Source organism: uncultured Shewanella sp. (genome assembly GCF_947501225.1).
In the GTDB taxonomy this organism is placed as follows: domain Bacteria; phylum Pseudomonadota; class Gammaproteobacteria; order Enterobacterales; family Shewanellaceae; genus Shewanella.
This window is the reverse complement of the sequence record NZ_CANMUW010000003.1, coordinates 263225-278767: the sequence shown is the minus strand read 5'-3', so window position 1 is coordinate 278767 and position 15543 is coordinate 263225. Positions and strand designations below refer to the sequence as shown.

Annotated in this window: 13 protein-coding genes; 3 read left to right on the top strand and 10 right to left on the bottom strand. The window is 45.8% G+C overall.

Annotated elements, in window-relative coordinates:
* Window positions 1-40 precede the first annotated feature (40 nt).
* From Q1B47_RS06740 to Q1B47_RS06725, 4 genes are all read right to left on the bottom strand, one after another.
* Entirely contained in the window at window positions 41-667 is a 627-nt protein-coding gene (locus Q1B47_RS06740; RefSeq protein ID WP_299790630.1) for a CatB-related O-acetyltransferase, read from the bottom strand.
* 312 nt (window positions 668-979) lie between these two features.
* Window positions 980-1738 carry a hypothetical protein gene (locus Q1B47_RS06735; protein ID WP_299790628.1) on the bottom strand — a complete coding sequence of 253 codons (759 nt, stop codon included), beginning with the start codon at window positions 1736-1738 and terminating at the stop codon, window positions 980-982.
* A complete protein-coding gene (locus tag Q1B47_RS06730; RefSeq protein ID WP_299790626.1) occupies window positions 1738-2904 on the bottom strand; it encodes a BamA/TamA family outer membrane protein in 1167 nt (388 codons plus the stop codon). Before Q1B47_RS06730 ends, Q1B47_RS06735 begins: the two co-directional genes overlap by 1 nt.
* A 316-nt stretch (window positions 2905-3220) precedes the next feature.
* Window positions 3221-3937: a DJ-1/PfpI family protein gene (locus Q1B47_RS06725; RefSeq protein WP_299790624.1), complete on the bottom strand. Its 717-nt coding sequence runs from the start codon at window positions 3935-3937 to the stop codon at window positions 3221-3223.
* Between the two features lie 290 nt (window positions 3938-4227).
* Between Q1B47_RS06725 and Q1B47_RS06720 the strand changes: the two genes are divergently transcribed.
* Entirely contained in the window at window positions 4228-4806 is a 579-nt protein-coding gene (locus Q1B47_RS06720; RefSeq protein WP_299790622.1) for a TetR/AcrR family transcriptional regulator, read from the top strand.
* A 55-nt stretch (window positions 4807-4861) separates the two neighbouring features.
* On the opposite strand, the gene Q1B47_RS06715 is transcribed toward Q1B47_RS06720, so the two are convergent.
* A complete protein-coding gene (locus Q1B47_RS06715) occupies window positions 4862-5266 on the bottom strand; it encodes a hypothetical protein (RefSeq protein WP_299790620.1) in 405 nt (134 codons plus the stop codon).
* Window positions 5267-5593: 327 nt separating this feature from the next.
* The gene (locus Q1B47_RS06710) at window positions 5594-6622 is read right to left on the bottom strand and encodes a lipid A deacylase LpxR family protein (protein ID WP_299790618.1); all 1029 of its coding nucleotides are present in this window, start codon (window positions 6620-6622) and stop codon (window positions 5594-5596) included.
* Window positions 6623-6941: 319 nt separating this feature from the next.
* Here Q1B47_RS06710 and Q1B47_RS06705 point away from each other — a divergent pair, with 319 nt between their 5' ends.
* A complete protein-coding gene (locus Q1B47_RS06705) occupies window positions 6942-7931 on the top strand; it encodes a nuclease-related domain-containing protein (protein ID WP_299790615.1) in 990 nt (329 codons plus the stop codon).
* A 97-nt stretch (window positions 7932-8028) separates the two neighbouring features.
* On the top strand, window positions 8029-9588 hold the full coding sequence (locus Q1B47_RS06700; RefSeq protein WP_299790612.1) for a hypothetical protein: 1560 nt from the start codon (window positions 8029-8031) through the stop codon (window positions 9586-9588).
* Window positions 9589-10144: 556 nt separating this feature from the next.
* Here the strand turns inward: Q1B47_RS06700 and Q1B47_RS06695 are convergent.
* From Q1B47_RS06695 to Q1B47_RS06680, 4 genes are all read right to left on the bottom strand, one after another.
* Entirely contained in the window at window positions 10145-10471 is a 327-nt protein-coding gene (locus Q1B47_RS06695; RefSeq protein ID WP_299790609.1) for a hypothetical protein, read from the bottom strand.
* 148 nt (window positions 10472-10619) lie between these two features.
* The gene (gene ltrA / locus Q1B47_RS06690) at window positions 10620-12269 is read right to left on the bottom strand and encodes a group II intron reverse transcriptase/maturase (protein WP_299790606.1); all 1650 of its coding nucleotides are present in this window, start codon (window positions 12267-12269) and stop codon (window positions 10620-10622) included.
* A gap of 1128 nt (window positions 12270-13397) precedes the next feature.
* Window positions 13398-15050, bottom strand: a complete 1653-nt coding sequence (groL, locus tag Q1B47_RS06685; protein ID WP_299790603.1) for a chaperonin GroEL — start codon at window positions 15048-15050, stop codon at window positions 13398-13400.
* Between the two features lie 83 nt (window positions 15051-15133).
* Entirely contained in the window at window positions 15134-15424 is a 291-nt protein-coding gene (locus tag Q1B47_RS06680; RefSeq protein ID WP_012140990.1) for a co-chaperone GroES, read from the bottom strand.
* Between the last annotated feature and the right edge of the window lie 119 nt (window positions 15425-15543).

The window sequence follows — 15543 nt, the reverse complement described above, 5'->3', positions numbered from 1 at the left end:
TACATAGGGTCAGACATCTAGCCCAGATATCATCTCATGCTTACATGCTGTCAAAACTAAAGCATTGAGGTTCATACTTCTCAATAGCTTTAGTTTCAATCTTATGGCTCAGCTTCTCGATAAAGCTATCAATATCGGAATCCAGTGGAATATCTTCAAAGGCTAGAAAATCATAGTTCCACCACTGCAGTGCCAGCAGTGCCGTGATAGTTTCCGGCTCAAAACGGTAGCGGATAATTTTGGCCGGAACCCCACCCACGATGGCATAATCAGGCACATCTTTAGTCACAACCGCGTTTGTGGCAACCACGGCACCGTTACCAACTGTTACCCCGGGCTTTAACACCACGTTATTGCCAATCCAGACATCATTCATGATCTTGATTGGCGGCAGTTCAGGCTCGCCGAACGGCTTAAGTAACCCTTCGGGAAGTGAGGGAAGCCCGAGATCCCTATTACAAAAGGTAACATCACTGGTGGTAAATCGTTCCAGTGGATGCTGCAACCCCATGCTGGAAACATTGCGGGCAATGGAGCAGTAACGGCCGACAAGGGTATTTCTCGGCAGACTGCTGCGGCTGTAGGAGTAGGCGCCCATGGAGTGCAAAACCTTACCCTTGATAAACGCGGTATTTGGCTCAATTTTTATGGCAGGATCCAGCTTCACCCTTTTCCAATAAAAAATAGCCCTAGGTATTTTGATACTCAATCGGGAAAGTATTTTACGAACTCGATAGCCAACAATCAGTTTCTTATACATATTCAGCAACACGGGACAAACAGGAGTAAGTGAAAATATTTTGTAACATTATTGTCACCAGTTGACCAGAGATTGCTCCAGCCGGCTGATAAAAAACCAATGAATGAGTGTAAACAGAAGAAAGTTTCTTCACTGTGTACCACACCGGCGTCGTAACGAAATACAACGCCGCTGATAGTAACGACTGAAAGGAGGGGTTAAAAACTGGCTGCGCCCCCATTAGCCTTGAGCGGGTTTCTCCCCGCATGAGGAACTGTAGCGATTAAGTTCGATAAGCCCTTGAAATATGATGCCGTGATAGCGGGCCTTTATCAGCTGGTAATCCAGCGCGGGAGCAAAATAGTAAGTCACCTCTTCGGCACCGGTCTGCTCAACGGGGATAAGGCTTAACTCACCCCAGGGCGCCACGTTCATTGTCAGCGATTCCCGAACATAGAGCTGATAACGCTCTATGGCATCGGAAGCCTGTCTGATCAGGGCAAACTGGCTGCGGCCTTGAAGCAGGTAGTGGCGAATCTGAATCGCCAGAGTGTCGACATCCCGCAGCGGAATATCGCCAGAGCGATAATTTTCTACATCGCCATCAACATCGACCCGGGACTCACGACCGTTATTGCTGAAGGTCGCCAGCATGTCTCTGGCACGAAAGCCGGTGACCTTTTGATGAAACTTTTCGGTTAACCACTCATTGGTTTCATCGGACCAGGATAGCTCGGCCCTTTGCTGATATTGGGTTCCGATACCTAAGATGCTGGCCTCACTCTTCGAGGTCACCACAGCGGCTTTTCCCTGCCAACTCTCCTTTCTGCTCATCGTGCCGGTATGTATGCCACTGAGGTAGATATCGTAATCTGAACTGCGGCTGCACTTCTCTATAGCTTCAGGCGGCGCTGCCTGCTCACTCGCGACGGCGCTATGAGTAAGCAGTAAGATCAACGCCAGCACACCGCTGGTCACACGGGAAGATAAGTGAATCATCAAAACACTTCATTCACATTGAGGTAGAAGTTAGTTTCGTTCTCGCCCACACCGATATCGAGGCGCAGGTTGATATTGTCTTTTATTTTAAAGCGGAAACCTGTGCCATAGGAGGTCATAAGTTCCTCATTGAGGTCACTCACCTTAGAGGCTACGCTGCCGACTCCGCCCCAGAACACCATGCCATAACGTTGGAATATGGGTAAGCGATATTCAACCTGCCCCATCATCATCTGCTTATCACGATAGCGCCCCTTGATATAGCCGCGCATCGCATCTGAGCCACCCAGATCCGGCAACAAGTTCCAGGGCACATCACCATGGGTAAAGTGCCCCTGCACCTGCCAGGCGATAAGCCCGGGCATCGAACTCATGAGTGATGTAGAGCTCAGGTCGATATAGTTAGCCAGTTCGAGATCATAGGTCGAAAATGACGAGTACTCGCTGTTTTGATACAGGCCGGCATCGATCTGAAATAACCAGCCTTCAGTGGCATTTAATCGATAATCGCGCGAATCATAGATACTGGTCACCACCACGCCCGAGCTGAAGTTATTCGGCAAGATATCGGCGGAATCCACGGGCATACCTGTTTCGACTAGCTCCAGCTTCTCAGCGCTGGCGTAGGTAAAATCGGCACCGACGCCGAGAAAGTAGTTGTCGGCGACCTCGGTCATCCAGCGAGGCTTGAAACTGTATACCTGCTCTTCGAACTCGTGATGATTGCTGTCTTGGTTGCCCTGGTCGATACCCTGTCCATAATAGACCGCGGCTTCGTTATGTAGCTCCAACCCCAGCAGTAACCGCTGCTTGCCGCCGTTGAAGAAGGTCATATTTTCAACTTCGACGCCATAGGAGTTGTTCATCGACACAAACGAGTTGAGCACCAGGGAGGAGGGCTGCTCATCACTCGATGCACCGTCAGTCTTGTATAGCCCAACCATCAACAGGCCGACACCGAACTTCTTCTCCGGCGTGTAATACGCCGTTGGCAGATAACTCATATCGATCGCTTTACTTTGATCGAACTCACCGTCGGCACCAAACACCGACAGAATGTCATCGACGAATGTCGGTTCCATGTTCTCTGGGGTGTCAATCAGAGGCTCAACAGCGACAGCCAGATTGGAAAAAGCGCACAGGGTCAAGAATACAAACCGTTTCATAAATACTCAGATCAGTAATGAAAAATAATGGGAATTCAGGAGGCACTATCAGTGTTATCAATCGCGTTTAAAAAGGCTTAAACAAAACCATAGGGCTCGCCGAGCGGGCATTCTATCACTACAACAGCATTCAACAATGACTTTTTTGCCTAAGGATTAATCGATCACATATGCCTTAGTGGTTGTGTGAAGAAAGGTGGCACGCGCTGTATTGCAATGAATAAGCTGTACTCGACCTAACTATTAAGAGTAAGCAATCGGCTCTCACGAAAAAGGGGCTGATGAAAATACTCAGCCCCATTCATGAGTGGTTCATCTACTTAGACTGGGGCAGAAACAGCTCTTTGCCAATTTGATGGACCATTCCTTGAACCTGTTGCTTTAATGGCGCATCAACCAGGTTGTGGTCGCCGCTATTAAAGGGGGGCTGAGGAGCATATTCCAGTATCAACTCCATGCTCCTTGCCTGCTGCTCTCCCGCGATCTCTGCGATCAAGGTTAAAGCAAAGTCCAGACCTGCGGTGATACCTCCGCCACTGATCCGATTGCGGTCTTTAACGATACGTTGATTGACATAACTGATTCCCTGATAACGCTTGAGGGACTCCGCATAAGCCCAGTGCACCGTAGATTGATAGCCATCTAACAGGCCCGTTTCTGCCAGGATAAGGGCTCCGGTACAAACAGAGGTCACGTACTTAGCCTGCTCGCCCGCTGCGCGTAAGAAGCTGATAACCTGCTCATCTTCTATTTGCTCAATCGGATTAGCGCCACCCGGAACAATTAGCACATCGAGCCGTGGGCAGTCGGAGAAACCATAGTTTGGCAACAGAGCCACATTGGCATCACAGGGTACAGGCTCTGCAGATTTTGCAAAGGTGAAGGTATTAAACAACCGACTAACCGCCAACACCTGCAAAGGGCCGTATGCATCTAACATGGTCATCCCGGGAAAAAGAAAAATGCCGACATTCAGCTTTTCAGGCTCTAAAGCCGGGATGACGGGAGGGGTTAGCTCACTTGATTTACTCATTGCACTTGCTCCTAAAAAGTAGGTACTACAGGCCGCTATCTGACAGCATCTAACAAAACTGCGACGACTCACGTGGAAGATTCCAGTACCGGGTATTGATGGCCCCATAATGGCTTCTCAAATCATCGTTAGACAGGAACAAAGTTGCAGATAAGTGCCAAGTGGAACGATTTAAGCTAATGGTTCCGTTTGCTCGGTTTGACTCCCACGAAGCTTGCCTAAGCAGTATCAGCCCCTATACTGAGTAGCTCCTTTTACTTTTGTAATGTCATCGATATCTGAGGCGAGCCATGTCCCGGTCAACCAAAGTCAACCGCAGTCGCAAGCGTGTACAGCAGGCACTGGCAGAACTGCTAAAAGATAAAGACTACTGCGATATAACGGTAGCCGAGTTGATTGAAAAAGCAGATGTAGGGAAGACCACCTTCTATCGCCACTATGAGCGTAAGCTGGATGTATTTCTGGCGATGCACGATGCATTCTTCGATGCACTTTTACAGGACTTAACCGTTCGCGAGGATTGGTTCAGTCTAAGCCCCCGTCCATCGGTTATCGCTATGCTGAGCAGAATCAGCGAGCAGAGTAGTTTCCGTCGCTCTATCGCTTATCGGCTGGGCAGTGATGCGCCACAGGCGCATCGCCAACTGAAACTCAACCTGACGTCACTCATCGAACAGCGGCTGACATCGGCATTTAGCAGCGATGATTTCATCATACCGCTCCCCAGTTTAGCCAGTACTCTGGCAGCCATATATCTGGATTATATCACCCAGCTTTTCAATGACGCTTTAGCTTCGTCAGTAGAGGAGAGAGCGGCCTCATTACAGCGATTAACTCAAGCCAACCTGAGAGCGGCTATCGCAGATTAAAGAAGCCATTAATCACAGAAAAACTGAGAAAAGATGAGCCCGGACGCGGCCTTCTCTACTTAAGCCACTGGATCAGCTCGTTGGCCCCTTTCACGGCAAACTGGCGTTTAATCAGGCTACCGGATGGATCGAACAGTAGGAGTTCAGCTGAGCCGGCGCGGTGTTTAGCGATAAGATGTTGCCCCTCCGGCGTGCCCACTCTGGCGAGGAGAAATAGCACCTCATCACCAAGATGCGCACGAGCCTCATTCATCTGCTCAGTCTGGCTGTTACTCACCGAAAGATTAGGGTCATAGACAAACACCAGCGCTGGCTTACCTGTGCCTATCTCCTCGTGCGTCGCCTTAAACCCTTTGGGCATCATCATTACCAACAGCCCAAACAATACCACTACCGATGCAGTGACACCGATAGCAACCCAAGGCATGCGACGAGTCGCGTTTGAATTCTGTTTATCCATGATGACAGATCCCTCTTTTAACGATTGAATTAGATAATCAAGTCACCGATTGTAATCAAGCTACCTGAGGCCTAGCTTAAAACTCTCTAAAAGAATTAGCTGAGAAAACAGGGGACAGACGGAAGCAGAATAGTCATTGATGACACCCGTCAGGCAAGCAGCGAAGGAAAAGAGCTTGGGAGTTATAAGCTGTAAGTTTTAAGTTGTAAGTTGTAAGTTGTAAGTTTTAAGTTTTAAGTTTTAAGTTTTAAGTTTTAAGCCAGTAAACTTAACTCTGACCTGACTTGTTCCGACCCGACTTGTTTTACTGTTGTCTGCCGGTTTGCACTAATAATGATAACTAATGCTGGCCGCACCGTAGTTAGTATCTGACACTTGCCCCTCAAATTGATTACTGCCACGCACACTCGAGAATAAAATCCCCCAACTGCCCCAGCGCATAGCAAATCCCAAATTAAACTGGCCTTGTTCATGGATAAGATCCACCGAATGACTATCTTTAAAAGTGTTGCCGTCGATAGTGATGTCATTGAGGACATAGCTGCCATATGCAGAGATATAAAACATCCAGTTAAATCCGGTATCAGACAGATATGCGTATGGATTGGCGCTATGAGATGCGGTCGGATTGATGCTGGCATAGGTTTCATCCAGACCACTACCGACTCTGAATGTTACTCCAAAGCCTGCATCACTTCGCAAATTCCCAATCCCCGCCTGACTGTAAAAGCTGATGTCGGTTGCAACTTGATCGGATAACGCCAGCTGAGCAAAGCGATATAGATACTCAGACTCAACACGGAATACCGGTTCGTTCTCAAGTTGGTTATCCCAACCTTGAGGATCTCTGGCGGCAATAACACCATGGATAATGCTTTGTGTTTGCTCTGCTAATGAAGCAGGGCCAACCACACCAAGATCAAGCTTTAGACTCGACGCAATATCATCTTCAAACTGACGTAATTTAACCTGCCAAATTAGCACCCCGGCATATGGCCTGTCGTCAGAAATTAACGCCTCCTCTTCCAAATCAGATGGCGTAAAAATGGCTTGCACAATGCCGTAGCTTAGGGAGTAGTGACCTTTATCGGCTTGGTTAATATAGGTCCAATCACTCATCGCTCTGACCCAATTTGGCATCTCGATCTCATCAAAACTCGCCATTGATGTCTTTCCCCACGTGTAAGCAACACCGTTGGTATAGCCGTCATCGGTGGGTTCCAGTACACCAAAAGCATCATTTTCAAAGGTGAACTGTCCCCAACTATTTTGGCGAAGAGGAGCTTCCGCAGCAACAGCAACAGATGTTATAAACGGAAGAATGACAACGAAGATCAGGCGAATAATTTTCAGCACAAGTTATACGGACTAAATGGGAAGTAAGCGTATTATATGTGACTATTATTCAAGGCGGAATGTGAAACATCATAGCCACGCGAAAAAAGGAGCGCAGCCCGCTATTTCGCACAACGACATCTAGTATTTCTTAAACGAGCGGTAAAGGAACGCAGCTATCACCGACTTAGAACAAGGCGCTTTACCACGACATTTAGCTTTGACCCCATTTATTCAGTACCCACTTCCGCAGTAGATTTTTTGTTCTAAGGATTGATATTATACGTCCGATTATTATCAAACTGCTTGTTGTCGAGCAGTGAATGGATGCTATTGATAAATGATTCTCAAAACTAAATCACTTCAGAACACAAAGTCGCCTCAAGCCGTTGCGGGTCAAAAGCAGGAGCAGAACGTAGCCTTCTTTCTGCGCCGGGCATTCAAAGATCATAAGCAAGTACTGGTCATCAACGACTTCAAGTTTACCTTTAATGACGAAACGGCGCAGATCGATCACCTGATTATCTATCCATACGGTTTCGTACTCATCGAGTCCAAGAGCATCAAAGGCCATGTAAAAGTGAACAAACAGGAAGAGTGGACCCGCAGCCATCAAAGCAAGTGGCAAGGAATGGCGTCACCCATCAAGCAGGTAGAACTACAGCAAGCTCTGCTTAAAGAGCTATTAATGCATCATCGTAGCGAAATCTTAGGTAAGTTATTGGGTATCAAGCAGCAAGGCTTCAGCATGCGCTGCTGGGATCATCTCTGCGCCATATCCAGCGATGCTGTCATCGACAGAAAAACAATCCCAACAGCAATCTCAGACAAGCTTGTAAAATCTGAGTTTCTGGTCGATAAGCTCAATAAAGTCATGAACATCAAGAATAAGTTTATGAGAGTCGTTAATTTTAACGACACCCGGCCATGTTTCTCTGAAGAAGAGTTAGATTCTATAGCCTCATTCCTGCTCAAACAGAACATAGAAAGCCCGCAGATAGAGCCTATAGCAGCAATCCCGACAGCCCATACAGCAGCACCAAGCGACCCACAACAGATACAGGTACCCACCGCCGTGTATCAGACAGAAGCACAAAAAACATCAACGACTCAGAGTTACTTACACTGCAAACATTGTGGTGAATCAAACAATTACACCCCAATGTATGGCAAGTTTGGGTACTACATCAAATGCAATACATGCACTAAGAACACGCCCATGAAACAAGCCTGTCCTCAGTGCCAAAGTAAGAACACCAAAGTGCAGAAACGCAGAGAGACCTACACGCTGAAGTGTCAGGAGTGTGGTGATAGCAACTACATAATGTAAGTAAATAGTTATTGTTCAATAAGCAGACTTACATGCTAAGTATTTCAAACCACTCTTCAAGAAAATTATTAAAGTAAAAAGGATTTCGGTAAAATACATGGAAAATCATAACGTAACATCAGAGTTAATCCTCCCCTCCTCTTATGAAGAAGTTGTAAGTGAACTAAATAGCAGAACAATCAACGAAGCAATGATGGACTTCTTCATTCCAGTAACTAAAACAGAAGAGTCTATAACTGAGTTAAGTACTAGAATCAGAAATTCAGGAAAGTTAAGTTTCATAGTTGGTAGGCCAGGAGTAGGTAAATCAACTTTTTTTCAATCTCTTAGCTGGAGAAAACACATAAACATATCTTCCTTGCAGTATTTTGATGCGCAAGGTTATATAGGAACTGAGAAGCTCTATAAGCTATCTGAATTCCTAAACCAGCTCAGTGATGAAGCAAGAGCTAGGAAGGATAAAGGCCCTGCATGCATTGTTATAAATTACTTAGAAAACCTTAGCGGACTCGATCAAGATGTCATTAAAGGTTTCTTTAGAGATTTAAATGGAATTTTACGCCGAGCACCGTTTCTGGTTCTTTGGCCACTAACCGAAGAATCAGATGTTAAAACAATGCTTTCTTACTCAAAAGCTGTATCAGGCACACTGTTTCAAAAAGGGTTCGAGCAACTAGACTTTTCAGGCCCTAATAAAGAGTATTTCTGCGATATTGCGACAAGAACTATTGAAGCCATCAATGACAAGCAAATAGCCGATTTCAATTTAAATACCAATGACTTAGAGGATGTTTTAAAGAGATTCAGTCGCCTAGCAAAAATAGACCAAACTATAAGAGTGTACCTTGATATGGTAAAGGAGCACTGGGAATCAAAAAACAATTACTTCAAAAAGATAAAAGACAAAATGCCTAAACCCAATGAGGTGTGGTTTATCTTCACATATAAAAATGCTGAAGATGTCGTGAAACAGTTTGCTAGGCAAAGTGAGCATTCAGAAAATGCTTGGATGGCAACACATGAAAAGCTATATGAGTACATAAGAACTAATGACCAAAGGAAAAGTATATGGGATTCCCAAAGGCTTCAACTTGCTATTAATGGTGCATTAAAAACTAGAATACTTTTCATGTCTACGAATGCACTTATTATGGCCATCAACTCATATAGTGATAACAAAACAATTAGAAAAAGCCTCGAAGAGTTTAACCTAAATCGAAATTGGGGGCTTAAAAACAAAGCTCAAGAAACTTTAAGCAGAACTCCACTAATAAGGTTGTTGGCAAACAAAGAGCACCCCATAGGGAAGAAAAAAGGAAGTCAAACTCAAGAGGCACTCAATAAAGCAGATCTCCCCTTTAAAAGGTTAAACAACCTAATTAGTACAAGGCAGCTGTCAGATTCCCATCTAAACAAAGCCATTTCAGACTGCATCAATGACTGTTTAGATATGAATGCTGTTTCAGAGCAACCACACCCTTGGATTAAATCTGTTAGACCCGATATTTTTATCGAAACTGAAGGGAAGCAAATTTGTCTTGAGTTTCATTATACTGATAAAGATGTACCTGGTGAGATAGCAGACTATGTATTAAGAAAACTAAATATCTATATGAACCAATTAGAAGATTACTCAGGACAGAAAGTTTTATTCTAAAACATTGGCTAAGAGTACACATAAGCGATAACCACAAAAAGCCCCGATACCGTTAGGTATCGGGGCTTTTATCATTCCTTTTCAAGAAGTTTGGCTTTAGGCTTCTAAGCTTCAGACCAACATAACCATCTAACGCAGGAAAAATCGCTTTAGAGCAAGGCTTCTTGCCACGACGTTTAGCTTTCTGCTCTCAACCAATCAGAGTGGTGAAGTAACGCAGAGCACTCGCTCGCCTTAAAGAAAAAAGCTCCGACATCGCTAGATGTCAGAGCTTTACTTATTCTTTTACAAGAAATTTGGCTTTAGCTGTTAGGCTATAGACCAACAAACGTATTTTACGCAGGATAAATCGTGTTAGTACAAGGCGCTGTGAGCGACGTGTAGTACGCCTACACGAGCGAACAGCAACGCAGTAATCACCGATTTAAACCAGTAAAATGTCGGGTAAGGAGAAGCTATTACTAGCTCCCCCTCCCCTAAGAACCGTACGTGCGAGTTTCCCCGCATACGGCTCAAGCCTTTATAAGTCAGTACCTGAGTACAGACCAGCGACTTTCTAGCTTAGAATAAAAATACCTATACTTACCAAAATTCCTAGAAAAGTTAGAACACCCAACTCGTTCCAGGTTTTCAATACTTCTGTAGCTGTTACTGTTGCCGTAGAAATTGATTTCTGATTTTCTAGATATTCCATTCCTTTGAGTGTGATTCTAACCTTGGAGTATATTTCACCATGATCATGTCCATTGCGTTGCGCTGTTATAAAACCAGCATCTAGTAACAACGGCATTTGGCGTATATCCTCATCTTGGAAAAATCCAAACTCACCCGAGTCGTTCAACTTCTTAATGTGTAACAATAAATTAGAAAAATCTAAAGCCATGAGTAGGTATCCTTGTTAGTTTTGACAACAAGGATAATACCATAGCAAGTCTGCGCACGCAAATTACGCACAAATTTAGTAAATCTAATTTTAGCACAAAGAAATTAAACATAACAGAAGTAAATAAACACAATGTGAATTTTTTTTTTTACTTCGCATGCAATTGCCTGTGACAATTGGGGTGCAACAATACTAAATTATCCATTTCATCGCTGCCACCTTTCACCCTTTCCACAATATGATGAACATTCCATCCTGTTTCTTTGGTGATCTTATGGCGGCAAATAGGACAACATTTCTGTTGTCTGAACCAAAGGATCAGCAATCTCCGTTGACCTTGCATTGAGTCACGCCAAGCCCGCTCTAAGCGCTTCTCGAAGTATTCCTCAAATGCCAAGTCATAAGGGTTCGCTTCTCCTTTAATCTTAGTGTGTCGCTTTATCGCAGTGTCACTGATGTATACCAGTCGTTTATTAAAACCATCGACTGTCATACCTGAAAACACCCAATTTCGTGGCCCCGCTGTTTTAAAGTATTTAGCTTTAATCCAGCGTTTCTGACGATTTTGATGTCGTCTGCGGCACCACTGCCAGAGTAGTTTCCAAACCCGATAATCCACATAGTTAAAAGTCTCCTTCGCCACAATGTGGCTATGGTAGTTGGCCCATCCCCGAAGGACAGGATTAAGCAGGCTTATCAGCGTTGCCGCCTTTACCGTCTTATTACTTTTAACAATATCGCGAACCTTCTGAAGCATGTTACGCAAGTTCTTACGGCTCGGCTTTATCAGCAATTTGCCATTGTATTTACGTATATTTTGCCCCAGGAAATCAAACCCTTCGTCAATATGCGTCAACACCGTTTTCTCTGGCGATAGCGTCAACCCGCGTTCAGCCATAAAGGCCTCTACTACAGGTTTAACTTCATTAACCAGCAGCTCTTTCGAGATACCAGTGATAATAAAGTCATCCGCATAGCGCACATAATTGACCTTAGTCCTGTAGCTGGCTTTGGTGTTCTTCTTCCCAAAGTGGGATTCAAGCACCGCTTCCAAACCATCAAGCGCCATATTGGCCAATACAGGAGAAATAATTCCTCCTTGAGGTGTACCCGCATCCGTTGGGTTTAACTTACCGGACTCCATAAAACCTGCTTTCAACCATCGTCTGAGCACTTGTTTATCCAAAGGAATATTGGCAAGTAACCAGTCATGGCTGATGTTATCGAAGCACCCTTTGATATCGCCCTCAAGCACCCACTCCGAAGAGCTTTTACGACTCAGATTGACAAAACACTGCTCAATCGCGTCGTGGGTTGAACGCATCGGACGAAATCCGTAGCTATTTCGATCGGCGGTTGTTTCCGACACAGGCTCCAAAGCTAGCAGGTATAACGCCTGCATAGCCCTGTCGAGCATGGTTGGAATTCCTAGAGGCCGACGTTTACCGTTAGCCTTTGGGATAAAAATCCGCCTTAACGGTCGTGGCTTATAGCCTTGCCGTTTCAATCGAAATACAGCCTGCCACTTAGTTTCAGGTGTACTCCATAACTCCCCATCGACACCGGGCGTCCTTTTGCCACGGTTCTCAGTTACTCGTTTGACCGCCATTACTTTGCCAGCAAACGAGCGCACCAACATACGTTGCAAAGCCTTAACCTTGCGCCATTGTTGTTGCTTAGTCGCCTTCGCGATCCGTACTTGTAGCTCCCGCACCTGACGTTCAGCGGCATACCAATCAATGGTGTGCCAGCTGCTCGCTGGGTGGGAGAACGCAGGTACAACTAATGCTGTACTCACCTTGCTTTTCTCCTGTTATTAATTGATCTAACAGAAAAAAAATACAACCCTCCCCTAATGGGAAGAGTTATTTTATTCCCATTAGGATCAGTTTATAAGACAGCTTTACACGTCTTTCACACGATTAAAGACCAGTTAGAAGTGGGCACCGTTTCCGGTTAAGGCATTTCACCTCTATCCAAATCATTACAATTTGGCATTCGCTTTTTCTAACCTCCTATACCCACTTATTTAACAGCTCGCCTTACGGTTTGCCTGCCACTCCTATAAAATAAAATGGCAAATAATCGGGCTTACCGAGTTCCATTGAAGTTACATGAGCAACTTAGGTTCTGCCTATCCACCGACGGCCTTGTGACGACGTATTCCCAGATGTAAAAGGAATAACCAGCCGCATACCTTTTGGTTAGAGCGTATCAACAATCTTTCGCTCTTTGCGGTTGACGGTGTTTAACAGCAGTTTACTTACATTAACCTTATTGCCCAGCCTAGCCCTCAACTCGTTTATTGTTAACGAGCTATACCCACTCTCACGAGTAAAGCACTGCTCACGCAGAGGTACATTGTCAGGAAGCTTCGCACCATGTCGTTACCAACATCGCACTATCCCTAGGCTACTAACAGTCGTATGTTAGGTCTCACTCACTTGTTTAATGGAACAAGCTGAGACAATAACTTCAACAGCTGACACCGGAAGATCACTCCAGTAGTCAATTGACACATGAAACTGGTAATCGAACAAAACAATCATAGGTACGCAGGCAGGTTAATTAGACCCGCTAGAGTATTCATTGAATTGTTTTTCATTGGGAAGACACACTACGAGGGGGGCGGGACGCCTTGCGGGCAGATACAAATCGCCCTTCTTTTTCCCGATCGCATAACTGATCGACTAAAGTTTGTAGTTGTCTATTACGTTTTGCCGGCAGACTTGCGTCGCCGTTTTTCTTTAACCAATTGTATATAAACACAATTGCGCGACATCTTCAAGGAAGATTCCGGCAATCGGTTTATGCATACCGATTACCGGTGTCGACTACTAATTTTGCAGGTATGGAAGCAAGCACTTGTTAGTACTTGCTTACGGTGTAGCCTGCTAGGTTAGTGACCTACACGACTCTCGTCGCACTACATCATGCCGCCCATACCGCCCATACCACCCATACCACCCATGCCACCCATATCAGGGGCACCGGCCGCTTCTTGTGGGATCTCACCAACCATAGCTTCGGTGGTGATCATCAGACCGGCAATCGATGAGGCAAACTGTAGCGCGCTACGGGTTACCTTAGTCGGGTCAAGGATACCCATCTCAAGCATGTCACCGTAAGTGTCGTTACCCGCGTTGTAGCCGTAGTTACCTGAGCCGTTCTTCACGTTGTTAGCAACAACTGAACCCTCTTCACCGGCGTTGGTCGCGATTTGACGCAGTGGTGCTTCCATGGCGCGCAGTGCGATTGTCACACCGTGCTTCTGGTCTTCGTTGATTACTTCAACTTCACCAATCTTGCTGGCAACGCGTACCAGGGCAACACCACCACCGGCAACCACACCCTCTTCAACAGCGGCGCGGGTCGCGTGTAGTGCATCTTCTACGCGAGCCTTCTTCTCTTTCATCTCAACTTCGGTAGCTGCACCGACTTTGATCACTGCAACACCGCCGGCCAGCTTAGCCATACGCTCTTGAAGCTTCTCTTTGTCGTAATCTGAGGTAGACTCTTCAGCCTGGATCTTGATCTGAGCAACACGTGCAGAGATCTGCTCCTGCTCACCGGTACCGTCGATGATAGTGGTGTCATCTTTAGTGATAACGACGCGCTTAGCCGTACCCAGGTCTTCCAGGGTCGCTTTTTCAAGCTCAAGGCCAATCTCTTCGGCGATAACTGTACCACCGGTCAGGATAGCGATATCCTGCAGCATCGCCTTACGACGGTCACCGAAACCAGGTGCCTTAACGGCTGCCACTTTAACGATACCGCGCATGTTGTTCACAACCAGTGTCGCCAGTGCTTCGCCTTCTACGTCTTCTGCAACGATAAGCAGCGGCTTACCTGTCTTAGCCAGACCTTCAAGGATAGGCAGTAGTTCACGGATGTTAGATACTTTCTTGTCGACAAGCAGGATGTATGGCGTTTCCAGCTCAACACTGCCGGTTTCCGGCTTGTTGATGAAGTATGGAGAGAGGTAACCACGGTCGAACTGCATACCTTCAACCACGTCCAGCTCGTTCTCTAGCGCCTGACCTTCCTCAACGGTGATCACACCCTCTTTACCTACACGCTCCATCGCTGTTGCGATGATTTCACCGATAGTCTCGTCTGAGTTAGCCGAGATGGTACCAACCTGAGCGATAGCCTTAGTGTCGCTGCACTCCTGAGACAGGTTCTTAAGCTCGGCAACGGCTGCAACAACCGCCTTATCGATACCACGCTTAAGATCCATCGGGTTCATGCCGGCGGCAACGGCTTTAAGGCCTTCGGTTACGATCGCCTGTGCAAGTACGGTAGCGGTAGTGGTACCGTCACCGGCTGCGTCGTTGGCTTTAGAAGCAACTTCTTTCACCATCTGCGCGCCCATGTTTTCGAACTTCTCTTCAAGTTCGATCTCTTTCGCTACTGAAACACCATCTTTAGTGATAAGCGGGGCACCGAAGCTCTTGTCCAGAACCACGTTACGACCCTTAGGGCCAAGCGTTACTTTAACTGCATTAGCAAGAATGTTTACGCCCGAGAGCATTTTTACACGTGCGTCATTACCAAATAATACTTCTTTAGCTGCCATCTTTATTTACCCTTTAAATTCTTTTTAATCACCTGCGACTCATAGAGAGTCACAGGAATTGGAAAATATCTGAACGAAGTGATTTAGCTCACTACAGCCATTAGGTCAGATTCTGAAAGGATCAGAACCTCTTCACCATCAATTTTTTCTTTCTTTACGCCGTAACCTTCGTTGAAGATAACGATATCACCCACTTTAACGTCCAATGGCTGCACGCTGCCATTTTCAAGAATTCGGCCATTGCCTACAGCAAGCACTTCACCGCGTGATGATTGCTCGGCTGCACTACCTGTAAGCACGATGCCACCAGCTGACTTAGATTCAACTTCTGAACGCTTAACGATTACGCGGTCATGTAATGGACGAATATTCATCTATGGATGCTCCTAATGATTTTTTAGCCCAACAAAGGTTGGCATTTTAATAAGTTCGACAACAATTTACGCTGAAATTATTACCGCTTGATGTTCGATATATGGGGGTCATCTAATTC